Annotated in this window: 5 protein-coding genes; 4 read left to right on the forward strand and 1 reads right to left on the reverse strand. The window is 61.9% G+C overall.

Annotation, left to right across the window (positions count from 1 at the left end; translation table 11 throughout):
- Positions 1 to 45 precede the first annotated feature (45 nt).
- A complete protein-coding gene (locus tag MSG_RS04375; RefSeq protein WP_096437420.1) occupies positions 46 to 849 on the forward strand; it encodes a GAP family protein in 804 nt (267 codons plus the stop codon).
- A gap of 96 nt (positions 850 to 945) precedes the next feature.
- Here the strand turns inward: MSG_RS04375 and MSG_RS04380 are convergent, their stop codons facing one another.
- Positions 946 to 1551 carry a TetR/AcrR family transcriptional regulator gene (locus MSG_RS04380; protein WP_232011239.1) on the reverse strand — a complete coding sequence of 202 codons (606 nt, stop codon included), beginning with the start codon at positions 1549 to 1551 and terminating at the stop codon, positions 946 to 948.
- A gap of 874 nt (positions 1552 to 2425) precedes the next feature.
- Between MSG_RS04380 and MSG_RS04385 the strand changes: the two genes are divergently transcribed.
- The 3 genes from MSG_RS04385 (at position 2426) to MSG_RS26080 (ending at position 25944) form a co-directional block, all read left to right on the forward strand.
- Positions 2426 to 2662: an MbtH family protein gene (locus MSG_RS04385; RefSeq protein WP_096444052.1), complete on the forward strand. Its 237-nt coding sequence runs from the start codon at positions 2426 to 2428 to the stop codon at positions 2660 to 2662.
- Between the two features lie 255 nt (positions 2663 to 2917).
- Positions 2918 to 17140: a non-ribosomal peptide synthetase gene (locus tag MSG_RS26075; RefSeq protein ID WP_408632020.1), complete on the forward strand. Its 14223-nt coding sequence runs from the start codon at positions 2918 to 2920 to the stop codon at positions 17138 to 17140.
- On the forward strand, positions 17044 to 25944 hold the full coding sequence (locus MSG_RS26080) for an amino acid adenylation domain-containing protein (protein ID WP_408632021.1): 8901 nt from the start codon (positions 17044 to 17046) through the stop codon (positions 25942 to 25944). The genes MSG_RS26075 and MSG_RS26080 overlap by 97 nt, the downstream gene beginning before the upstream one ends.
- Positions 25945 to 25953 lie beyond the last annotated feature (9 nt).

A 25953-nucleotide genomic window follows, 5' to 3' on the forward strand; every position in this document is an offset into this window, starting at 1 on the left:
CTGTCAGCGCGACGAGGAAAACATCATGGGGTACTGTGTGCTGTCATGTGGGGGTCAGTCCTATTGCTGACGCTTTTGGCTGCGCTCGATCCGGCGCGTCTTAGTATCACTCTTCTCTTGATTTCGCGGTCCCGGCCAGTGCAGAACCTGCTCGTCTACGGAGTTGGCGGCCTGACAGCGTGCATACCTACCATGGTGATTCCGCTGACGTTGCTACAGGCCACACATACTTTTGGTGCACGTGGCCATGATTTGGCCAACTCGACCACGAGTGCCCTCGTCCGCCAGATCCAAATCGGCACTGCGGTTGTCGTCTTGTCAATCGCTGCGGTGATCGTGCTGCGCCTGCGGGTGCGTGCGCGCCAGCGGACGCTGTCTTCGGCATCGAGTGGTAACTCGTCCGTCCTGATGCTGGATTCGACTTCGCAGAGTCCGATCTCGTCACCGCTGGGCAACATCGCAGACCCGTCGACCGGAGGCGGATCGGCAATTCGGCGGCTGCGCCGTCGTGCCGAAGGCGCATGGACAAATGGATCCGTGTGGGTCGCGTTCGTGGTCGGTCTGTTTACGGGGGGACCACCCCTCGACGGCCTGCCGTTCCTGCTCGCCATCGTCGCGGCCTCGGGAGCCGCAATTGGCACAATGGCTAGTGCTCTTGTGGTTTTCGTTGTCGGCATGTTTGCCGTCGTTGAGATCGTCTTCGTCAGTCATCTCGTGGCGCCGACGAAAACCCAAGCGGTACTGGGCCTCTTGCATGACTGGGCGCTTGCGCATCGTCCGCACCTCGTCGCGGCTATCTTTACTGTGCTTGGGATCTCGCTGGCAGTTCGGGGATTCGGTATCTTCTAAATGGAAGTGCCGGAACTTGACACCTGCACGATCCTTGGCATACAGGCCGAGATCCGCACATCCATTCGGTGTTCGGTTACGACATAAGTAGGTGGCTCAAGCACCTGCCGATTCGATGCTGGCAGCGTCAGCTCTGCCCTGTAAGCGCTGAACGTGCAGAAAACCCTCGACGGCCGCGAGCGCACATTCCCGATAGTCGAAGTCTGGCAGTGTGGACAGCCGTCCCAGGACTAGGGGGCCGATCAGCATGGCAATGGCCTGGGAACGGTCCACCTCGCCGAGCTCCGCGGCCTCCGGGCTGTCGAATAAGGCGTCGAATGGCGCCGCATATTGCTGAGCGATGCGTTCGCGAAGCGTGGTGATTGCGGGGCTGGCCGCGCAGCTGGTGTGGTGGGGTTCTGGCAAACCCTCTAGGTCGCGGCCCAGGGCCAACCAGGACATCGCTGTCATCACGGCGGGTGCTTGAGCCACCGACTCGGCCTGGGCGAGGACCAAGGCGACCAGTCGATCCCGAAGGGAGCCGTCGTCGGGCGGTGTGGGGCACGGCGGTATCAGACTGTTGAACGCCGCCGCCAGCAAATCGTTCCCACTCGGGAAGTGGCGATACAGGGTGGCTCTGGCTACGTTAGCGGTGCGGGTGACCGCTTCTACGGTGACTGCGCTGGGACCTCCGGACCTCAAGAGGGCCGCGGCGGCTTCCAGTAAACGAGCCCGCGACCGGGCAGGCCGGGGATCGGTACTTTCCTCGGCGATGGGGACTCACCTCCCTGTTTCGAACAAGACTATCGGTCTACCTGCGCAGCCTTTCGGTGGCCGAAGTTCTTCCAGTCCCGAAAGCAGGGCACCTCCTAGCCAATGTCTTGATCCGGCCTGACCAGCGTACTGATGCAGTAGGCAGTGGCGATAGCCCGCGTGTGCGGTGTTTCGGGCACGGGCGCTCGCCCGGATAGGCGTCGCGCTGGTGATGGTGACGCCGGAAGCCCCGAACAGCGCCGGACGAACCCATGCTGACCGCGGCTGACCTGGGTCATCGACGATCACACCGTGGTGTTGCCTCGCGGTCGACGCAACATACCCCGAGGCTCCCGCCACTCATTGATGGCCGCCCGAAGACCGTTCGTGGCTCCTTTTCTATGGCACATTTTCTATGGCACACGGTAGGTCTGGCGGGTCGTGGGCGCTTCGTGGCGGCTGATCGAATCAGCCTCGGGCCGTGCATGATCCCGGGGGGCATATCGGCGAGAGCGCACTAGTAAAGCGTAAGCCGTCGGCCCGACACTGACACGCGAGAATCCGTCGAATAACCCATCGTCCCAGCACTTTCGGTGGAGAACTTACGTGCACGAAGCCAGTCGGGCGAGCTCGCGCCGTAGTGGCCGCTGCCCGCCGACGGGCTGTGGGGCGGCAGCGATGTGCACGCTAGTGCCGCCGAAGTCGCCGACCCGCTATCGGGGCCATGGGGAGCTGAACCGATGCGGCACAAGCACTAGTCAGCGGCTGCGATCTATAGTATATGTGATACGACACCATATAGGATCTACGTAACCATATCACAAGTACGATTTTGGAGAACTTCTTGAGCATCAACCCTTTTGATAGCGAGCAGGGTGGCTTTCTCGTCCTAGTCAACGACGAAGAACAACACAGTCTTTGGCCGGCGTTTGTCAGCGTCCCAGCGGGTTGGCGGGTGGTTTACGGCGAGGCTGACCGTGCTTCGTGCCTTGACTATATGGAGCAGAACTGGCCTGACATAAGACCGCGAAGCTTGCGGGAGCGGCTGGCGGCTCAGCAGCCGGATGTATCGACTGCTTAGTAGCAGGCTTCGTGGCGTGAAGCTGTGCCCCAGCGAGCGAATCGAGGGCACGAGTTCGGTTTCTCAGCAACAGCCGTCCTCCGGATGGCCTTCTCAAAGTTAGCGGGACGTGCGCCGGGGGGGCGTGCGATAAGCACTTCAACGGCACGGGATTTCAGATGCCGGTCAGCGGCTAGACCTAGGGGGTTCGCATAAATGCTTGATTTCGGCGCGCAATCGGATGTAGTGGGACCTCTGACCGCTGCTCAGTGGTCAATGTGGGCGGCCCAACAACTTCAGCCTGAGATTGCCTATAACTTCGCCGGTTTTGTGCCGATCGACCATTTCGTCGACCTCGAACGGTTGTCGGTGGCGTGTAACGCCGCAGCGGCGCGGTTCGGTACGCCTTGTGCGCGCTTGGCCTTGCAGGACGATGAGCCGATCTTCATAGTGGACCGCAGGTTTCCGCGGACCGCGCGATGCATCGATCTGCGTGCGGAATCCGATCCGTTAGCCGCCGCGCACCGCTGGATGAATGACGATTACCGTCGACCCATCGACCTGATCCGTGATCGGCTCACGGAGTTCGCCTTGCTTCGGATAAGCGATGATCTGTCGTACTTTTACTTGCGTGCCCACCACGTCCTTTGCGACGGGTATGGCGCGTACAACATTGTCCGCCATATCGCGGCCGTCTACTCGGGATCGGCCGACGCTACTACCGAGGTCGATTTTTCAGAATTTACCTTGCTGCGCAACGCCGACAGCAAGTACCAGCGGTCCGCACGTAGCCAGGCTGACGCCCAGTACTGGAAAGCCATCCTGTGCGAGCGTACGGACAGCGCTGATCTGTCAGGGGTCGCCAGACTGGTGACGCCGCGCCATCCGTTGGTTCGTCGGCTGGAATGCGAACAGCGATTGCCGAATGCCCATGGCGATCACCTCCACGTCGCGAGGGTCGTTGCGGCGCTTGCGGTTTTCATGGCGAAATCAACGGGACGCCGATCTGTATCGATGTCGATGCCGGTTTCCGCGCGTACGACTGCCGCGCTGAAAAAGAGCGCCGGCATGGTCTCCAATATGGTGCCGCTGACTATCCGCGTGGATGACACAGACACCGTTGGTGAACTGACCGATCAGGTCGCCACAGCGCTGATCGGCGCGTTGCGTCACCAACAGTTCCGGCGTTGGGCGGCGCTGTTGCCCGACACGGGCCATCTTGGCATGAACGTGGAGTTCGGGCCCATCATCAATGTCTTGGACTTCAATGCTCCGCTTCGTTTCGGCCCTTCGGAAGGGGCGATTGAAGTGTTGTCCACTTTCCCCATTCAAGACATTTCGATCATCGTCCATCCACGGCTGAGTGACGGTGCACCGCGGATCGACTTCGCGTGGAATCCCGAACGTTACACCGCCGATGAGATCGCCCGGCATGCCGCTCGTTTGGAGTCGGTCCTGGACCGCGTGATGGTGGCTGATCCTGCGGTGGTGGTGTCGGGCATTGATGTGGTGGGTGTGGATGAGCGTGCGCGGTTGGAGGTGTGGGGTAACCGTGCGGTGTTGGATGTGGCGGCGGTGTCGTCGGTGTCGGTGCCGGTGGTCTTTGGTGAGCAGGTTGCGCGGGTTCCTGATGCGGTGGCGGTCAGTTGTGCTGGCCGGTGTGTGACGTATCGGGAGTTGGATGAGGCTTCGAATCGGTTGGCGCGGTTCTTGGTTGGTCGTGGTGTGGGGCCGGGGTCGTGTGTGGGGTTGTTGGTGCCGCGTTCGATTGAGGCGATCACCGCGATTGTGGGGGTGCTCAAATCGGGGGCGGCCTATGTGCCGATGGATCCTGCGGTGCCTGATGCCCGGTTGGGGTTCATCATCGATGATGCCGCTCCGGTAGCGGTGCTCACCACGGCGGCTCTTGCTGATCGGGTCGCGGGTTTAGGTGCTCAGGTCATCGATATCGAGGACCGGGCTATCACCACAACACCGGCCACCGCGCTACCCGCACCCGCAGCCGATGACATGGCCTATGTCATTTACACCTCGGGCACTACTGGTGTGCCCAAAGGGGTGGGCATCGCCCACCACAACATCACCGAGCTGATCGATTCTTTTGATGAGCATGTGGAGTTGTCCTCGGGTCAGGCGTGGTCGCAGTGGCATTCCTATGCCTTTGATGTGTCGGTGTGGGAGATCTTTGGGGCGTTGTTGCGTGGTGGGCGTGTGGTGGTGGTGCCCGAGGCGGTGGTGTCTTCTCCGCAGGATTTCCATGCGTTGCTAGTCGCGGAGCAGGTCAGTGTGTTGAGTCAGACTCCGTCGGCGTTTTATGCGTTGCAAAGTGTGGATGGGGTGCGTTTGGAGTTGGGTCGTCAGCTCAAGCTTGAGGCGGTGGTGTTCGGTGGGGAGGCGTTAGATCCGCAGCGTTTGGCGGGTTGGGTTGATCATCATTCGGGGTTGCCGCGGTTGATCAATATGTATGGCATTACTGAGACGACGGTGCATGCGTCGTTTCGTGAGGTCACGCTCAGCGATGTCGACAGCAGTATTTCCCCGGTTGGTGTGCCGTTGGGGCATTTGGCGTTTTTCGTGCTGGATGGGTGGTTGCGTCCGGTGCCTGTGGGTGTGGTGGGTGAGTTGTATGTGGCTGGTCGTGGTGTGGGTGTGGGGTATGTGGGTCGGTCGGGGTTGACTGGTTCGCGGTTTGTGGCGTGCCCGTTTGGGGGTGTGGGTGCGCGGATGTATCGCAGTGGGGATTTGGTGTGTTGGGGCGCTGATGGTCAGTTGCGGTATGTGGGGCGTGTTGATGAGCAGGTCAAGATTCGTGGGTATCGCATCGAGTTGGGTGAGGTGCGTGCTGCTTTAGCGGCGGTGCAGGGTGTGGATCAGGCGGTGGTGATCGCGCGTGAGGATCAGCCCGGTGTGAAGCAGTTGGTGGGGTATGTGACCGAATCGGTGCCGGGGGTGGTTGATCCTGCTGCGGTGCGTGAGCAGTTGGGGCAGCGGTTGCCGGGTTATATGGTGCCCGCGGCGGTGGTTGTGGTGGCGGGGTTGCCGTTGACGGTGAACGGCAAGTTGGATGTGCGGGCGTTGCCGGCTCCGGAATATGGTGATGCGCAACGGTATCGGGCTCCTCAGACCGCGGTCGAAGAAATCCTGGCCGGTATCTTCGCCCAGGTCCTTGGTGTGGACCGCGTCGGTATCGACGACTCCTTTTTCGACCTCGGTGGCGACTCGCTATCAGCGACGCGTGCATTGGCCGCGATCAATAAGGCTTTCAACACCAACCTCACCGTGCGGGCGGTGTTTGAGGCGCCGACGGTGGCGGGGTTGGCGGGGTGTGTGGGTGAGGCTGGGGATGGGGTTGCTGCGTTGGTGGCGGGGCCGCGTCCTTTGGTGGTGCCGTTGTCGTTTGCGCAGTCGCGGTTGTGGTTTTTGGATCAGTTGCAGGGTCCTTCGTCGGTGTACAACATGCCGTTGGTGTTGGGTGTTGATGGGGTGTTGGATGCTGCGGTGTTGGGTGCGGCTTTGGGTGATGTGGTATGTCGCCATGAGAGTTTGCGTACGGTGTTCGCGGTGGTTGACGGGGTCCCGCGCCAGGTAGTGGTGGCCGCCGAAGATGTGGTGTTTGGGTGGGAGGTTGTTGATGCTTCGGGGTGGTCGGAGGCTCAGTTAGCGGCTGCGATTGAGGGTGTGGCGCGGCATTGTTTTGATTTAGCGTGTGAGATTCCGTTGCGGGCCAAGCTTTTCCGGGTCAGTGATGGTGAGCATGTGTTGGTGGCGGTGGTGCACCATATTGCTGCTGATGGTTTGTCGATTGCGCCGTTGGTGGCGGATTTGAATGTGGCCTATACCGCGCGGTGTGCGGGGCGGGCTCCGCAGTGGGAGCCGTTAGCGGTGCAGTATGTGGATTACACGTTGTGGCAGCACGAGCAGTTCGGTGAGCTTTCCGATAGTGGTAGTCGTATTGCGGGGCAGCTTCGGTATTGGCGTGAGGCGTTAGCGGGGATGGCGCCGCAGTTGGTGTTGCCCACCGATCGGCCGTATCCGGTGGTGGCTGATCAGCGTGGGGCCAGTGTGGGTGTGGTGTGGCCGGCGCAGTTGCAGCAGCAGATCGCAGCGCTGGCGCGGGCGCATAATGCGACCAGTTTCATGGTGGTTCAGGCTGGGCTTGCGGTGTTGTTGTCGCGGTTGAGTGCTAGTTCTGATGTGGCGGTGGGGTTCCCGATCGCGGGGCGTACCGATCCGGCGTTGGAGCCGTTGATCGGGTTTTTCGTCAACACGTTGGTGTTACGTGTGCAGGTCGATGCTGATCTGACGGTGGGGCAGTTGTTGGCCCAGGTGCGGGCGCGTAGTTTGGCGGCCTTTGAGCATCAGGATGTGCCTTTTGAGGTGTTAGTGGAGCAGCTCAATCCGGTGCGCTCGATGGCTCATCATCCGTTGATCCAGGTGATGTTGGCCTGGCAGAACCTTGGCCTGGGTGCTGGTGGTGTCGGTGATGTCGCCGATGGGTTGGCGCTAGGTGATCTCTCGCTACGGGAGTTGGCGCTCGAAACCCAGACCGCGCGAATGGATCTGTCGTTCTCGTTGGCTGAACGCTGGACTGCTCAGGGTCAGCCCGCCGGGATCGAGGGCAGCGTGGAGTTTCGCACCGATGTGTTTGATGCGGCCACCATTGAGGGGTTGGTGGGTCGGTTGCAGCAGGTGTTGGTGGCGATGGTGGCTGATCCTGCGGTGGTGGTGTCGGGCATTGATGTGGTGGGTGTGGATGAGCGTGCGCGGTTGGAGGTGTGGGGTAACCGTGCGGTGTTGGATGTGGCGGCGGTGTCGTCGGTGTCGGTGCCGGTGGTCTTTGGTGAGCAGGTTGCGCGGGTTCCTGATGCGGTGGCGGTCAGTTGTGCTGGCCGGTGTGTGACGTATCGGGAGTTGGATGAGGCTTCGAATCGGTTGGCGCGGTTCTTGGTTGGTCGTGGTGTGGGGCCGGGGTCGTGTGTGGGGTTGTTGGTGCCGCGTTCGATTGAGGCGATCACCGCGATTGTGGGGGTGCTCAAATCGGGGGCGGCCTATGTGCCGATGGATCCTGCGGTGCCTGATGCCCGGTTGGGGTTCATCATCGATGATGCCGCTCCGGTAGCGGTGCTCACCACGGCGGCTCTTGCTGATCGGGTCGCGGGTTTAGGTGCTCAGGTCATCGATATCGAGGACCGGGCTATCACCACAACACCGGCCACCGCGCTACCCGCACCCGCAGCCGATGACATTGCTCATATTGTGTATACGTCGGGGACTACTGGCACACCCAAAGGTGTTGCGGTCACCCATCACAACGTGACACGGATGTTTGAGTCCTTTGATGAGCATCTGGAGTTGTCCTCGGGGCGGGTGTTGACGCAGTTCCACTCGTATTCGTTTGACTTTTCGGTGTGGGAGATCTTTGGGGCGTTGTTGTTTGGTGGGCGTGTGGTGGTGGTGCCCGAGGCGGTGGTGTCTTCTCCGCAGGATTTCCATGCGTTGCTAGTCGCGGAGCAGGTGGAGGTGTTGACGCAGACCCCGTCGGCGGTGTCGGTGTTGTCGCCGCAGGGTTTGGACTCGGTGGCGTTGGTGATTGGTGCTGAGGTGTGTCCGCCGGAGTTGGTGGATCGGTGGGCGCCGGGGCGGGTGATGGTCAACGTTTATGGCCCGACTGAGACCACGGTGTTCGCGTCGATTAGTGCGCCGTTGGTAGCGGGTTCGGGGGTGCCCCCGATTGGTGTGCCGGTGCCGGGGGCGGTGTTGTTGGTGCTGGATGGGTGGTTGCGTCCGGTGCCTGTGGGTGTGGTGGGTGAGTTGTATGTGGCTGGTCGTGGTGTGGGTGTGGGGTATGTGGGTCGGTCGGGGTTGACTGGTTCGCGGTTTGTGGCGTGCCCGTTTGGGGGTGTGGGTGCGCGGATGTATCGCAGTGGGGATTTGGTGTGTTGGGGCGCTGATGGTCAGTTGCGGTATGTGGGGCGTGTTGATGAGCAGGTCAAGATTCGTGGGTATCGCATCGAGTTGGGTGAGGTGCGTGCTGCTTTAGCGGCGGTGCAGGGTGTGGATCAGGCGGTGGTGATCGCGCGTGAGGATCAGCCCGGTGTGAAGCAGTTGGTGGGGTATGTGACCGAATCGGTGCCGGGGGTGGTTGATCCTGCTGCGGTGCGTGAGCAGTTGGGGCAGCGGTTGCCGGGTTATATGGTGCCCGCGGCGGTGGTTGTGGTGGCGGGGTTGCCGTTGACGGTGAACGGCAAGTTGGATGTGCGGGCGTTGCCGGCTCCGGAATATGGTGATGCGCAACGGTATCGGGCTCCTCAGACCGCGGTCGAAGAAATCCTGGCCGGTATCTTCGCCCAGGTCCTTGGTGTGGACCGCGTCGGTATCGACGACTCCTTTTTCGACCTCGGTGGCGACTCGCTATCAGCGACGCGTGCATTGGCCGCGATCAATAAGGCTTTCAACACCAACCTCACCGTGCGGGCGGTGTTTGAGGCGCCGACGGTGGCGGGGTTGGCGGGGTGTGTGGGTGAGGCTGGGGATGGGGTTGCTGCGTTGGTGGCGGGGCCGCGTCCTTTGGTGGTGCCGTTGTCGTTTGCGCAGTCGCGGTTGTGGTTTTTGGATCAGTTGCAGGGTCCTTCGTCGGTGTACAACATGCCGTTGGTGTTGGGTGTTGATGGGGTGTTGGATGCTGCGGTGTTGGGTGCGGCTTTGGGTGATGTGGTATGTCGCCATGAGAGTTTGCGTACGGTGTTCGCGGTGGTTGACGGGGTCCCGCGCCAGGTAGTGGTGGCCGCCGAAGATGTGGTGTTTGGGTGGGAGGTTGTTGATGCTTCGGGGTGGTCGGAGGCTCAGTTAGCGGCTGCGATTGAGGGTGTGGCGCGGCATTGTTTTGATTTAGCGTGTGAGATTCCGTTGCGGGCCAAGCTTTTCCGGGTCAGTGATGGTGAGCATGTGTTGGTGGCGGTGGTGCACCATATTGCTGCTGATGGTTTGTCGATTGCGCCGTTGGTGGCGGATTTGAATGTGGCCTATACCGCGCGGTGTGCGGGGCGGGCTCCGCAGTGGGAGCCGTTAGCGGTGCAGTATGTGGATTACACGTTGTGGCAGCACGAGCAGTTCGGTGAGCTTTCCGATAGTGGTAGTCGTATTGCGGGGCAGCTTCGGTATTGGCGTGAGGCGTTAGCGGGGATGGCGCCGCAGTTGGTGTTGCCCACCGATCGGCCGTATCCGGTGGTGGCTGATCAGCGTGGGGCCAGTGTGGGTGTGGTGTGGCCGGCGCAGTTGCAGCAGCAGATCGCAGCGCTGGCGCGGGCGCATAATGCGACCAGTTTCATGGTGGTTCAGGCTGGGCTTGCGGTGTTGTTGTCGCGGTTGAGTGCTAGTTCTGATGTGGCGGTGGGGTTCCCGATCGCGGGGCGTACCGATCCGGCGTTGGAGCCGTTGATCGGGTTTTTCGTCAACACGTTGGTGTTACGTGTGCAGGTCGATGCTGATCTGACGGTGGGGCAGTTGTTGGCCCAGGTGCGGGCGCGTAGTTTGGCGGCCTTTGAGCATCAGGATGTGCCTTTTGAGGTGTTAGTGGAGCAGCTCAATCCGGTGCGCTCGATGGCTCATCATCCGTTGATCCAGGTGATGTTGGCCTGGCAGAACCTTGGCCTGGGTGCTGGTGGTGTCGGTGATGTCGCCGATGGGTTGGCGCTAGGTGATCTCTCGCTACGGGAGTTGGCGCTCGAAACCCAGACCGCGCGAATGGATCTGTCGTTCTCGTTGGCTGAACGCTGGACTGCTCAGGGTCAGCCCGCCGGGATCGAGGGCAGCGTGGAGTTTCGCACCGATGTGTTTGATGCGGCCACCATTGAGGGGTTGGTGGGTCGGTTGCAGCAGGTGTTGGTGGCGATGGTGGCTGATCCTGCGGTGGTGGTGTCGGGCATTGATGTGGTGGGTGTGGATGAGCGTGCGCGGTTGGAGGTGTGGGGTAACCGTGCGGTGTTGGATGTGGCGGCGGTGTCGTCGGTGTCGGTGCCGGTGGTCTTTGGTGAGCAGGTTGCGCGGGTTCCTGATGCGGTGGCGGTCAGTTGTGCTGGCCGGTGTGTGACGTATCGGGAGTTGGATGAGGCTTCGAATCGGTTGGCGCGGTTCTTGGTTGGTCGTGGTGTGGGGCCGGGGTCGTGTGTGGGGTTGTTGGTGCCGCGTTCGATTGAGGCGATCACCGCGATTGTGGGGGTGCTCAAATCGGGGGCGGCCTATGTGCCGATGGATCCTGCGGTGCCTGATGCCCGGTTGGGGTTCATCATCGATGATGCCGCTCCGGTAGCGGTGCTCACCACGGCGGCTCTTGCTGATCGGGTCGCGGGTTTAGGTGCTCAGGTCATCGATATCGAGGACCGGGCTATCACCACAACACCGGCCACCGCGCTACCCGCACCCGCAGCCGATGACATGGCCTATGTCATTTACACCTCGGGCACTACTGGTGTGCCCAAAGGGGTGGGCATCGCCCACCACAACATCACCGAGCTGATCCGATCGTTGGATGCGAGTCTGCCCTGTGAAGGCGTGTGGTCCCAGACTCACTCGCTAGCCTTCGACGCTTCGGTGTGGGAGATCTTTGGGGCGTTGTTGTTTGGTGGGCGTGTGGTGGTGGTGCCCGAGGCGGTGGTGTCTTCTCCGCAGGATTTCCATGCGTTGCTAGTCGCGGAGCAGGTCAGTGTGTTGACGCAGACCCCGTCGGCGGTGTCGGTGTTGTCGCCGCAGGGTTTGGACTCGGTCACCGTCGTAACAATCGGTGAGGCCTGCCCGCCTGAGTTGGTGGATCGGTGGGCGACCGACCGGGTGATGGTCAACGCCTATGGCCCGACTGAGACCACGATGTGCGCGTCGATTAGTGCGCCGTTGGTAGCGGGTTCGGGGGTGCCCCCGATTGGTGTGCCGGTGCCGGGGGCGGTGTTGTTGGTGCTGGATGGGTGGTTGCGTCCGGTGCCTGTGGGTGTGGTGGGTGAGTTGTATGTGGCTGGTCGTGGTGTGGGTGTGGGGTATGTGGGTCGGTCGGGGTTGACTGGTTCGCGGTTTGTGGCGTGCCCGTTTGGGGGTGTGGGTGCGCGGATGTATCGCAGTGGGGATTTGGTGTGTTGGGGCGCTGATGGTCAGTTGCGGTATGTGGGGCGTGTTGATGAGCAGGTCAAGATTCGTGGGTATCGCATCGAGTTGGGTGAGGTGCGTGCTGCTTTAGCGGCGGTGCAGGGTGTGGATCAGGCGGTGGTGATCGCGCGTGAGGATCAGCCCGGTGTGAAGCAGTTGGTGGGGTATGTGACCGAATCGGTGCCGGGGGTGGTTGATCCTGCTGCGGTGCGTGAGCAGTTGGGGCAGCGGTTGCCGGGTTATATGGTGCCCGCGGCGGTGGTTGTGGTGGCGGGGTTGCCGTTGACGGTGAACGGCAAGTTGGATGTGCGGGCGTTGCCGGCTCCGGAATATGGTGATGCGCAACGGTATCGGGCTCCTCAGACCGCGGTCGAAGAAATCCTGGCCGGTATCTTCGCCCAGGTCCTTGGTGTGGACCGCGTCGGTATCGACGACTCCTTTTTCGACCTCGGTGGCGACTCCATCTTGTCGATGCAGGTGGTGGGGCGTGCTCGTGCGGCGGGGTTGACGTGTCGGCCGCGTGACGTTTTTGTGGAGCAGTCGGTGGCGCGGTTGGCCCGGGTGGTGGGGGTCGCCGGTGATGAGGTGGCCGTTGATGAGGGTCTGGGGTCGGTGGTGGCGACTCCGATCATTCGGTGGTTGCAAAGTGTTGAAGGTCCGGTTGGGGAGTTCAACCAGACGGTGGTGGCGCAGGCCCCGGCGGGGGTCGGTGTTGCTGATGTGGTGGTGGTGTTGCAGGCGCTGCTGGATCGGCATGCGATGTTGCGGTTGCGGGTCGACGACGACGGTGTGGGTGGTTGGTCGTTGTGGGTGCCGCCGGTGGGGTCGGTGGATGCCGCGGGCTGTGTGCAGTCGGTGGATGTGCTCAGTGATGAGGCGTTGGTAGCGGCGCGGTCGCGATTGGACCCCGCTGCTGGGGTGATGCTCAGTGCGTTGTGGGTGGCCTCGACGGGTCAGTTGGTGCTGATTGTGCATCATTTGGCTGTTGATGGGGTGTCGTGGCGAATCCTGTTGGAAGACCTCAATATTGGGTGGGCTCAGCATCGCGATGGTCAGCCGATTGCGTTGTTGGCGTCGGGGTCGTCGTTTCAGCGGTGGGCCTCGGTGTTGGCCGAACATGCGTTAGCGCCTGAGGTTGTTGCGCAGCTGCCGGTGTGGCAGCAGGTGTTGGACACGCCGGCGGTGTTAGCGCCGGTGGTGCCGGGTGTGGATACGTTTGCCACGGCGGGGCGGTTGTCGGTGTCGTTGGATGGTGAGACGACTCAGATGGTGCTCGGTGAGGTGCCCGCGGCGTTTCATGCGGGGATCAACGACATTTTGGTGATCGCCTACGGGTTGGCGTGGGCACAGTTTTTGGGTAGCGGCGCGGGGCCGATCGGTATTGATGTGGAGGGTCACGGTCGCCACGAAGAGCTCGCCGATGATGTCGACTTGTCGCGCACGGTGGGCTGGTTTACCGCGAAGTATCCGGTGTCGTTGAGGTTCGGGGTATTGTCCTGGCCGCAGGTAGTGGCCGGGGATCCCGCCTTGGCTGCGGTGATCAAAGACGCCAAAGAACAATTGCGGGCATTGCCTGATGGTCTGACCTATGGGATGTTGCGGTATCTGAACCCTGAGGTGGATCTATCCGGGCCAGAACCGGTGATCGGGTTCAACTACCTAGGACGCATAAGTCCAACCGCGAGCGAACTTTCCAACGATCTATGGCAACTCAGCCAACAAGACGTATCGGTAACGGCGGAAGTGCCCACGACGTTGGCACACGCGGTGGAGCTCAACGCTGTTGCTATCGATACCGGTAGCGGCGCACAGTTGCACGCCAACTGGTCGTGGGCGCGTTCGGTGTTGGATGAGGCGGCGGTTGGTCGGCTTGGTGCGTTGTGGTTTGAGGCGTTGGCCGGGATGTGTGCGTGTGTGCGTGGTGGCGGGGGTGGGTTAACCCCGTCGGACATTGTTCCGTTGCGTCTTGCTCAGCATCAGATTGATGAGTTGGCGTCATCGGGGCGGGTTGCCGATGTGTTGCCATTGACTCCTTTGCAGCGGGGCCTGTTGTTCCACGCGGATCTTGCTGGTGTGGGTGGCGATGATGTGTACGCGGTGCAGTTGGATATTGCGTTGCGTGGGGGGCTTGATCCGCACCGGCTGCATGATGCGGTGCAGATGGTGGTGGGTCGTCACCCGAACTTGGTGGCGTTGTTCAGCCAGCAGTTCGGGGACCCGGTGCAGGTGATCCCGGCCGATCCCGTTGCGCCGTGGCGGTATGTGGAACTCGACGGTGGGGATGCTGGTGTCGAGGAGCAGGTTCAGCAGGTGTGTGCTGCTGAACGGGTGCGGGTCTGTGAACTGGCGGATTCCCCGGCGTTGCGGGTGGCGTTGCTGCGTACCGCCCCCGAGCAGTACCGCATGGTGGTGACCAGCCATCACATCGTGCTCGACGGGTGGTCGCTACCTATCTTGTTGCAGGAGATCTTCGCCGGTTATTACGGGCAGCGGTTAGGGTCGGCGGGGTCGTTCCGCCGGTTTGTGATGTGGTTGGCAGAGCGCGATTTCGATCATGCGCGAGCGGTGTGGGGTGAGGTGTTGGCGGGGTTTGACACCCCCACGCTGGTCGCTCCGAACCGGGGCACGGCCTTAGGGCCGCGCGATAGCGCATCGTGGGAACTGACCGCCGAGCTCACCAGGGCTATCCATGAGGTGGCCCGTCGCTGTCGTACCACCGTCAACACGGTGCTTCAAGCCGGCTGGGCGCAGCTGCTGGCCTCGTTGACCGGCCACCACGACGTCGTGTTCGGCGTCGCGGTGTCGGGGCGCCCGGCGGAGTTGGTTGGGGTGGAATCGATTGTGGGCCTGTTGGTCAACACCGTGCCGGTGCGGGCCCAGATCACCCCGCAGATCACCGTTGCTGGTCTGCTCGAGCAACTGCAACACCGTTATAGCCAGACCCTGGATCATCAGCACCTCGCGCTCAGTGAGATCCACCGGGTGACCGGACATGACCAACTGTTTGACACGTTGTTCGCGTTCGAGAACTACCCCATCGATACCAGCGCACCGTTAGGCGCTGACGGGTTGGCCATCACCGGGTTGAACACCCGCGAATACAACCACCACCCCCTGTCGATCCAATTCGCTCCTGGTGAGGTGTTGACGATGCGGGTCGAGTTCGACACCGATGTGTTTGATGCGGCCACCATTGAGGGGTTGGTGGGTCGGTTGCAGCAGGTGTTGGTGGCGATGGTGGCTGATCCTGCGGTGGTGGTGTCGGGCATTGATGTGGTGGGTGTGGATGAGCGTGCGCGGTTGGAGGTGTGGGGTAACCGTGCGGTGTTGGATGTGGCGGCGGTGTCGTCGGTGTCGGTGCCGGTGGTCTTTGGTGAGCAGGTTGCGCGGGTTCCTGATGCGGTGGCGGTCAGTTGTGCTGGCCGGTGTGTGACGTATCGGGAGTTGGATGAGGCTTCGAATCGGTTGGCGCGGTTCTTGGTTGGTCGTGGTGTGGGGCCGGGGTCGTGTGTGGGGTTGTTGGTGCCGCGTTCGATTGAGGCGATCACCGCGATTGTGGGGGTGCTCAAATCGGGGGCGGCCTATGTGCCGATGGATCCTGCGGTGCCTGATGCCCGGTTGGGGTTCATCATCGATGATGCCGCTCCGGTAGCGGTGCTCACCACGGCGGCTCTTGCTGATCGGGTCGCGGGTTTAGGTGCTCAGGTCATCGATATCGAGGACCGGGCTATCACCACAACACCGGCCACCGCGCTACCCGCACCCGCAGCCGATGACATTGCTCATATTGTGTATACGTCGGGGACTACTGGCACACCCAAAGGTGTTGCGGTCACCCATCACAACGTGACACGGATGTTTGAGTCCTTTGATGAGCATCTGGAGTTGTCCTCGGGGCGGGTGTTGACGCAGTTCCACTCGTATTCGTTTGACTTTTCGGTGTGGGAGATCTTTGGGGCGTTGTTGTTTGGTGGGCGTGTGGTGGTGGTGCCCGAGGCGGTGGTGTCTTCTCCGCAGGATTTCCATGCGTTGCTAGTCGCGGAGCAGGTGGAGGTGTTGACGCAGACCCCGTCGGCGGTGTCGGTGTTGTCGCCGCAGGGTTTGGACTCGGTGGCGTTGGTGATTGGTGCTGAGGTGTGTCCGCCGGAGTTGGTGGATCGGTGGGCGCCGGGGCGGGTGATGGTCAACGTTTATGGCCCGACTGAGACCACGGTGTTCGCGTCGATTAGTGCGCCGTTGGTAGCGGGTTCGGGGGTGCCCCCGATTGGTGTGCCGGTGCCGGGGGCGGTGTTGTTGGTGCTGGATGGGTGGTTGCGTCCGGTGCCTGTGGGTGTGGTGGGTGAGTTGTATGTGGCTGGTCGTGGTGTGGGTGTGGGGTATGTGGGTCGGTCGGGGTTGACTGGTTCGCGGTTTGTGGCGTGCCCGTTTGGGGGTGTGGGTGCGCGGATGTATCGCAGTGGGGATTTGGTGTGTTGGGGCGCTGATGGTCAGTTGCGGTATGTGGGGCGTGTTGATGAGCAGGTCAAGATTCGTGGGTATCGCATCGAGTTGGGTGAGGTGCGTGCTGCTTTAGCGGCGGTGCAGGGTGTGGATCAGGCGGTGGTGATCGCGCGTGAGGATCAGCCCGGTGTGAAGCAGTTGGTGGGGTATGTGACCGAATCGGTGCCGGGGGTGGTTGATCCTGCTGCGGTGCGTGAGCAGTTGGGGCAGCGGTTGCCGGGTTATATGGTGCCCGCGGCGGTGGTTGTGGTGGCGGGGTTGCCGTTGACGGTGAACGGCAAGTTGGATGTGCGGGCGTTGCCGGCTCCGGAATATGGTGATGCGCAACGGTATCGGGCTCCTCAGACCGCGGTCGAAGAAATCCTGGCCGGTATCTTCGCCCAGGTCCTTGGTGTGGACCGCGTCGGTATCGACGACTCCTTTTTCGACCTCGGTGGCGACTCCATCTTGTCGATGCAGGTGGTGGGGCGTGCTCGTGCGGCGGGGTTGACGTGTCGGCCGCGTGACGTTTTTGTGGAGCAGTCGGTGGCGCGGTTGGCCCGGGTGGTGGGGGTCGCCGGTGATGAGGTGGCCGTTGATGAGGGTCTGGGGTCGGTGGTGGCGACTCCGATCATTCGGTGGTTGCAAAGTGTTGAAGGTCCGGTTGGGGAGTTCAACCAGACGGTGGTGGCGCAGGCCCGGCGGGGGTCGGTGTTGCTGATGTGGTGGTGGTGTTGCAGGCGCTGCTGGATCGGCATGCGATGTTGCGGTTGCGGGTCGACGACGACGGTGTGGGTGGTTGGTCGTTGTGGGTGCCGCCGGTGGGGTCGGTGGATGCCGCGGGCTGTGTGCAGTCGGTGGATGTGCTCAGTGATGAGGCGTTGGTAGCGGCGCGGTCGCGATTGGACCCCGCTGCTGGGGTGATGCTCAGTGCGTTGTGGGTGGCCTCGACGGGTCAGTTGGTGCTGATTGTGCATCATTTGGCTGTTGATGGGGTGTCGTGGCGAATCCTGTTGGAAGACCTCAATATTGGGTGGGCTCAGCATCGCGATGGTCAGCCGATTGCGTTGTTGGCGTCGGGGTCGTCGTTTCAGCGGTGGGCCTCGGTGTTGGCCGAACATGCGTTAGCGCCTGAGGTTGTTGCGCAGCTGCCGGTGTGGCAGCAGGTGTTGGACACGCCGGCGGTGTTAGCGCCGGTGGTGCCGGGTGTGGATACGTTTGCCACGGCGGGGCGGTTGTCGGTGTCGTTGGATGGTGAGACGACTCAGATGGTGCTCGGTGAGGTGCCCGCGGCGTTTCATGCGGGGATCAACGACATTTTGGTGATCGCCTACGGGTTGGCGTGGGCACAGTTTTTGGGTAGCGGCGCGGGGCCGATCGGTATTGATGTGGAGGGTCACGGTCGCCACGAAGAGCTCGCCGATGATGTCGACTTGTCGCGCACGGTGGGCTGGTTTACCGCGAAGTATCCGGTGTCGTTGAGGTTCGGGGTATTGTCCTGGCCGCAGGTAGTGGCCGGGGATCCCGCCTTGGCTGCGGTGATCAAAGACGCCAAAGAACAATTGCGGGCATTGCCTGATGGTCTGACCTATGGGATGTTGCGGTATCTGAACCCTGAGGTGGATCTATCCGGGCCAGAACCGGTGATCGGGTTCAACTACCTAGGACGCATAAGTCCAACCGCGAGCGAACTTTCCAACGATCTATGGCAACTCAGCCAACAAGACGTATCGGTAACGGCGGAAGTGCCCACGACGTTGGCACACGCGGTGGAGCTCAACGCTGTTGCTATCGATACCGGTAGCGGCGCACAGTTGCACGCCAACTGGTCGTGGGCGCGTTCGGTGTTGGATGAGGCGGCGGTTGGTCGGCTTGGTGCGTTGTGGTTTGAGGCGTTGGCCGGGATGTGTGCGTGTGTGCGTGGTGGCGGGGGTGGGTTAACCCCGTCGGACATTGTTCCGTTGCGTCTTGCTCAGCATCAGATTGATGAGTTGGCGTCATCGGGGCGGGTTGCCGATGTGTTGCCATTGACTCCTTTGCAGCGGGGCCTGTTGTTCCACGCGGATCTTGCTGGTGTGGGTGGCGATGATGTGTACGCGGTGCAGTTGGATATTGCGTTGCGTGGGGGGCTTGATCCGCACCGGCTGCATGATGCGGTGCAGATGGTGGTGGGTCGTCACCCGAACTTGGTGGCGTTGTTCAGCCAGCAGTTCGGGGACCCGGTGCAGGTGATCCCGGCCGATCCCGTTGCGCCGTGGCGGTATGTGGAACTCGACGGTGGGGATGCTGGTGTCGAGGAGCAGGTTCAGCAGGTGTGTGCTGCTGAACGGGTGCGGGTCTGTGAACTGGCGGATTCCCCGGCGTTGCGGGTGGCGTTGCTGCGTACCGCCCCCGAGCAGTACCGCATGGTGGTGACCAGCCATCACATCGTGCTCGGCGGGTGGTCGCTGGCCATCTTGTTGCAGGAGATCTTCGCCGGTTATTACGGGCAGCGGTTAGGGTCGGCGGGGTCGTTCCGCCGGTTTGTGATGTGGTTGGCAGAGCGCGATTTCGATCATGCGCGAGCGGTGTGGGGTGAGGTGTTGGCGGGGTTTGACACCCCCACGCTGGTCGCTCCGAACCGGGGCACGGCCTTAGGGCCGCGCGATAGCGCATCGTGGGAACTGACCGCCGAGCTCACCAGGGCTATCCATGAGGTGGCCCGTCGCTGTCGTACCACCGTCAACACGGTGCTTCAAGCCGGCTGGGCGCAGCTGCTGGCCTCGTTGACCGGCCACCACGACGTCGTGTTCGGCGTCGCGGTCGCCACCCGCCCGGCGGAGTTGGTTGGGGTGGAATCGATTGTGGGCCTGTTGGTCAACACCGTGCCGGTGCGGGCCCAGATCACCCCGCAGATCACCGTTGCTGGTCTGCTCGAGCAACTGCAACACCGTTATAGCCAGACCCTGGATCATCAGCACCTCGCGCTCAGTGAGATCCACCGGGTGACCGGACATTACCAACTGTTTGACACGTTGTTCGCGTTCGAGAACTACCCCATCGATACCAGCGCACCGTTAGGCGCTGACGGGTTGGCCATCACCGGGTTGAACACCCGCGAATACAACCACCACCCCCTGTCGATCCAAGTGCTTCCTGGTGAGGTGTTGACGATGCGGGTCGAGTTCGACACCGATGTGTTTGATGCGGCCACCATTGAGGGGTTGGTGGGTCGGTTGCAGCAGGTGTTGGTGGCGATGGTGGCTGATCCTGCGGTGGTGGTGTCGGGCATTGATGTGGTGGGTGTGGATGAGCGTGCGCGGTTGGAGGTGTGGGGTAACCGTGCGGTGTTGGATGTGGCGGCGGTGTCGTCGGTGTCGGTGCCGGTGGTCTTTGGTGAGCAGGTTGCGCGGGTTCCTGATGCGGTGGCGGTCAGTTGTGCTGGCCGGTGTGTGACGTATCGGGAGTTGGATGAGGCTTCGAATCGGTTGGCGCGGTTCTTGGTTGGTCGTGGTGTGGGGCCGGGGTCGTGTGTGGGGTTGTTGGTGCCGCGTTCGATTGAGGCGATCACCGCGATTGTGGGGGTGCTCAAATCGGGGGCGGCCTATGTGCCGATGGATCCTGCGGTGCCTGATGCCCGGTTGGGGTTCATCATCGATGATGCCGCTCCGGTAGCGGTGCTCACCACGGCGGCTCTTGCTGATCGGGTCGCGGGTTTAGGTGCTCAGGTCATCGATATCGAGGACCGGGCTATCACCACAACACCGGCCACCGCGCTACCCGCACCCGCAGCCGATGACATGGCCTATGTCATTTACACCTCGGGCACTACTGGTGTGCCCAAAGGGGTGGGCATCGCCCACCACAACATCACCGAGCTGATCCGATCGTTGGATGCGAGTCTGCCCTGTGAAGGCGTGTGGTCCCAGACTCACTCGCTAGCTTTCGATTTCGCGGTGTGGGAGATCTTTGGGGCGTTGTTGCGTGGTGGGCGTGTGGTGGTGGTGCCCGAGGCGGTGGTGTCTTCTCCGCAGGATTTCCATGCGTTGCTAGTCGCGGAGCAGGTCAGTGTGTTGAGTCAGACTCCGTCGGCGTTTTATGCGTTGCAAAGTGTGGATGGGGTGCGTTTGGAGTTGGGTCGTCAGCTCAAGCTTGAGGCGGTGGTGTTCGGTGGGGAGGCGTTAGATCCGCAGCGTTTGGCGGGTTGGGTTGATCATCATTCGGGGTTGCCGCGGTTGATCAATATGTATGGCATTACTGAGACGACGGTGCATGCGTCGTTTCGTGAGGTCACGCTCAGCGATGTCGACAGCAGTATTTCCCCGGTTGGTGTGCCGTTGGGGCATTTGGCGTTTTTCGTGCTGGATGGGTGGTTGCGTCCGGTGCCTGTGGGTGTGGTGGGTGAGTTGTATGTGGCTGGTCGTGGTGTGGGTGTGGGGTATGTGGGTCGGTCGGGGTTGACTGGTTCGCGGTTTGTGGCGTGCCCGTTTGGGGGTGTGGGTGCGCGGATGTATCGCAGTGGGGATTTGGTGTGTTGGGGCGCTGATGGTCAGTTGCGGTATGTGGGGCGTGTTGATGAGCAGGTCAAGATTCGTGGGTATCGCATCGAGTTGGGTGAGGTGCGTGCTGCTTTAGCGGCGGTGCAGGGTGTGGATCAGGCGGTGGTGATCGCGCGTGAGGATCAGCCCGGTGTGAAGCAGTTGGTGGGGTATGTGACCGAATCGGTGCCGGGGGTGGTTGATCCTGCTGCGGTGCGTGAGCAGTTGGGGCAGCGGTTGCCGGGTTATATGGTGCCCGCGGCGGTGGTTGTGGTGGCGGGGTTGCCGTTGACGGTGAACGGCAAGTTGGATGTGCGGGCGTTGCCGGCTCCGGAATATGGTGATGCGCAACGGTATCGGGCTCCTCAGACCGCGGTCGAAGAAATCCTGGCCGGTATCTTCGCCCAGGTCCTTGGTGTGGACCGCGTCGGTATCGACGACTCCTTTTTCGACCTCGGTGGCGACTCGCTATCAGCGACGCGTGCATTGGCCGCGATCAATAAGGCTTTCAACACCAACCTCACCGTGCGGGCGGTGTTTGAGGCGCCGACGGTGGCGGGGTTGGCGGGGTGTGTGGGTGAGGCTGGGGATGGGGTTGCTGCGTTGGTGGCGGGGCCGCGTCCTTTGGTGGTGCCGTTGTCGTTTGCGCAGTCGCGGTTGTGGTTTTTGGATCAGTTGCAGGGTCCTTCGTCGGTGTACAACATGCCGTTGGTGTTGGGTGTTGATGGGGTGTTGGATGCTGCGGTGTTGGGTGCGGCTTTGGGTGATGTGGTATGTCGCCATGAGAGTTTGCGTACGGTGTTCGCGGTGGTTGACGGGGTCCCGCGCCAGGTAGTGGTGGCCGCCGAAGATGTGGTGTTTGGGTGGGAGGTTGTTGATGCTTCGGGGTGGTCGGAGGCTCAGTTAGCGGCTGCGATTGAGGGTGTGGCGCGGCATTGTTTTGATTTAGCGTGTGAGATTCCGTTGCGGGCCAAGCTTTTCCGGGTCAGTGATGGTGAGCATGTGTTGGTGGCGGTGGTGCACCATATTGCTGCTGATGGTTTGTCGATTGCGCCGTTGGTGGCGGATTTGAATGTGGCCTATACCGCGCGGTGTGCGGGGCGGGCTCCGCAGTGGGAGCCGTTAGCGGTGCAGTATGTGGATTACACGTTGTGGCAGCACGAGCAGTTCGGTGAGCTTTCCGATAGTGGTAGTCGTATTGCGGGGCAGCTTCGGTATTGGCGTGAGGCGTTAGCGGGGATGGCGCCGCAGTTGGTGTTGCCCACCGATCGGCCGTATCCGGTGGTGGCTGATCAGCGTGGGGCCAGTGTGGGTGTGGTGTGGCCGGCGCAGTTGCAGCAGCAGATCGCAGCGCTGGCGCGGGCGCATAATGCGACCAGTTTCATGGTGGTTCAGGCTGGGCTTGCGGTGTTGTTGTCGCGGTTGAGTGCTAGTTCTGATGTGGCGGTGGGGTTCCCGATCGCGGGGCGTACCGATCCGGCGTTGGAGCCGTTGATCGGGTTTTTCGTCAACACGTTGGTGTTACGTGTGCAGGTCGATGCTGATCTGACGGTGGGGCAGTTGTTGGCCCAGGTGCGGGCGCGTAGTTTGGCGGCCTTTGAGCATCAGGATGTGCCTTTTGAGGTGTTAGTGGAGCAGCTCAATCCGGTGCGCTCGATGGCTCATCATCCGTTGATCCAGGTGATGTTGGCCTGGCAGAACCTTGGCCTGGGTGCTGGTGGTGTCGGTGATGTCGCCGATGGGTTGGCGCTAGGTGATCTCTCGCTACGGGAGTTGGCGCTCGAAACCCAGACCGCGCGAATGGATCTGTCGTTCTCGTTGGCTGAACGCTGGACTGCTCAGGGTCAGCCCGCCGGGATCGAGGGCAGCGTGGAGTTTCGCACCGATGTGTTTGATGCGGCCACCATTGAGGGGTTGGTGGGTCGGTTGCAGCAGGTGTTGGTGGCGATGGTGGCTGATCCTGCGGTGGTGGTGTCGGGCATTGATGTGGTGGGTGTGGATGAGCGTGCGCGGTTGGAGGTGTGGGGTAACCGTGCGGTGTTGGATGTGGCGGCGGTGTCGTCGGTGTCGGTGCCGGTGGTCTTTGGTGAGCAGGTTGCGCGGGTTCCTGATGCGGTGGCGGTCAGTTGTGCTGGCCGGTGTGTGACGTATCGGGAGTTGGATGAGGCTTCGAATCGGTTGGCGCGGTTCTTGGTTGGTCGTGGTGTGGGGCCGGGGTCGTGTGTGGGGTTGTTGGTGCCGCGTTCGATTGAGGCGATCACCGCGATTGTGGGGGTGCTCAAATCGGGGGCGGCCTATGTGCCGATGGATCCTGCGGTGCCTGATGCCCGGTTGGGGTTCATCATCGATGATGCCGCTCCGGTAGCGGTGCTCACCACGGCGGCTCTTGCTGATCGGGTCGCGGGTTTAGGTGCTCAGGTCATCGATATCGAGGACCGGGCTATCACCACAACACCGGCCACCGCGCTACCCGCACCCGCAGCCGATGACATGGCCTATGTCATTTACACCTCGGGCACTACTGGTGTGCCCAAAGGGGTGGGCATCGCCCACCACAACATCACCGAGCTGATCGATTCTTTTGATGAGCATGTGGAGTTGTCCTCGGGTCAGGCGTGGTCGCAGTGGCATTCCTATGCCTTTGATGTGTCGGTGTGGGAGATCTTTGGGGCGTTGTTGCGTGGTGGGCGTGTGGTGGTGGTGCCCGAGGCGGTGGTGTCTTCTCCGCAGGATTTCCATGCGTTGCTAGTCGCGGAGCAGGTCAGTGTGTTGAGTCAGACTCCGTCGGCGTTTTATGCGTTGCAAAGTGTGGATGGGGTGCGTTTGGAGTTGGGTCGTCAGCTCAAGCTTGAGGCGGTGGTGTTCGCTGGGGAGGCGTTAGATCCGCAGCGTTTGGCGGGTTGGGTTGATCATCATTCGGGGTTGCCGCGGTTGATCAATATGTATGGCATTACTGAGACGACGGTGCATGCGTCGTTTCGTGAGGTCACGCTCAGCGATGTCGACAGCAGTATTTCCCCGGTTGGTGTGCCGTTGGGGCATTTGGCGTTTTTCGTGCTGGATGGGTGGTTGCGTCCGGTGCCTGTGGGTGTGGTGGGTGAGTTGTATGTGGCTGGTCGTGGTGTGGGTGTGGGGTATGTGGGTCGGTCGGGGTTGACTGGTTCGCGGTTTGTGGCGTGCCCGTTTGGGGGTGTGGGTGCGCGGATGTATCGCAGTGGGGATTTGGTGTGTTGGGGCGCTGATGGTCAGTTGCGGTATGTGGGGCGTGTTGATGAGCAGGTCAAGATTCGTGGGTATCGCATCGAGTTGGGTGAGGTGCGTGCTGCTTTAGCGGCGGTGCAGGGTGTGGATCAGGCGGTGGTGATCGCGCGTGAGGATCAGCCCGGTGTGAAGCAGTTGGTGGGGTATGTGACCGAATCGGTGCCGGGGGTGGTTGATCCTGCTGCGGTGCGTGAGCAGTTGGGGCAGCGGTTGCCGGGTTATATGGTGCCCGCGGCGGTGGTGGTGGTTGAGGTGTTGCCGTTGACGGTGAACGGCAAGTTGGATGTGCGGGCGTTGCCGGCTCCGGAATATGGTGATGCGCAACGGTATCGGGCTCCTCAGACCGCGGTCGAAGAAATCCTGGCCGGTATCTTCGCCCAGGTCCTTGGTGTGGACCGCGTCGGTATCGACGACTCCTTTTTCGACCTCGGTGGCGACTCGCTATCAGCGACGCGTGCATTGGCCGCGATCAATAAGGCTTTCAACACCAACCTCACCGTGCGGGCGGTGTTTGAGGCGCCGACCGTCGTGAGCCTGAGCCAACGGGTGGAGAACTGCACCAGCGCGGGCGAGGCGGTGTCGGAGCTCTATGCCGCAGTGCATGGCCGCGAGGCCGTCGAGGTGCACGCAGCTGATCTCAGGCTGGATAAATTCATCGACGCCCAGACCTTGGCCGGTGCCACCACGGTGCCGGGTCCGGTGGCGGAGCCGCGGACCGTTCTGCTCACCGGTGCCACTGGATTCCTGGGACGTTATTTGGCATTGGAATGGCTCGAACGGATGCAGCGGGTCGGCGGCACGCTGGTGTGTCTGGTGCGAGCGAAATCCGACGAGGATGCCCGTCGACGCCTGGACAAGACGTTCGACGGGGGTGACGCGCAATTACTGCGCCATTTCCAGGAGCTGGCTGCCGATCATCTGGTGGTCCTCGCCGGGGACAAGGGTGACGCCGATCTGGGCTTGGACGAGCGAACCTGGTGGCGGCTGGCCGAGACGGTCGATCTGATCGTCGATTGCGCAGCCCAGGTCAATGGTGTGTTGCCCTACAGCGAGTTGTTCGGACCCAACGTGGTGGGCACCGCTGAGTTGATCCGGCTTGCGCTGTCTAGCAGGCTCAAGCCGTTCACCTACCTCTCCACGTCCGATGTGGGCCGCCAAATCGAGCCTGCAGCGTTCACCGAGGACGCCGATATTCGCGTCATGAGCGCCACCCGGATCGTCGATAACAGCCCCACCAACGGCTATGGCAACAGCAAATGGGCCGGTGAGGTACTGCTACGGGACGCCAATGATCTATGTGGACTACCGGTGGCGGTGTTCCGTTCCGGGATGATCCTGGCCGACACCACCTATGCAGGTCAGCTCAACTTGGCGGACATGGTGACCCGGGCGGTGCTCAGTGTGGTGGCGACCGGCGTCGCGCCCACCTCGTTCTATCAACTCGACGAGGCGGGTAATCGGCAGTCGACCCACTTCAACGGGCTACCCGTTGAATTCGTCGCCGAGGCGATCACCACGCTGGGTGCTCAGGTGACGGACGGGTTCGAGACCTATCACGTCATGAACCCGCACGACGATGACGGCATCGGCCTCGACGAATACGTCGACTGGTTGATCGACGCCGGCTACCCGATCGAACGCATCGATGATTTCGGGGAGTGGTTGCGGCTGCTCGAGACTGGCCTGCGTGCCCTGCCGGAACCGCAGCGTCGGCATTCGCTGTTGGAGACGGTGTTGTTGCGTGGGGCCAGCGACGAGGCGCCAGCGCCGCCTCGTCAACCCACCCCATCAGCTGAGCGTTTCCGTGCCGCGGTGCAGCAGGCGCAGATCGGACCCGACAACGACATCCCGCATGTCTCGCCGCCGATCATCGTCCAATACGTCACCAACTTGCAGCTGCTTGGCCTGCTCTAATGCCCCGAT

The organism is Mycobacterium shigaense, from assembly GCF_002356315.1.
Classification (GTDB): Bacteria; Actinomycetota; Actinomycetes; order Mycobacteriales; family Mycobacteriaceae; genus Mycobacterium; species Mycobacterium shigaense.

Bases quoted from the DNA above. Each gene is read 5' to 3' on its own strand.
- MSG_RS04375 (WP_096437420.1), top strand. From the start codon at position 46: ATGTGGGGGTCAGTCCTATTGCTGACGCTTTTGGCTGCGCTCGATCCG.
- MSG_RS26075 (WP_408632020.1), top strand. From the start codon at position 2,918: ATGTGGGCGGCCCAACAACTTCAGCCTGAGATTGCCTATAACTTCGCC.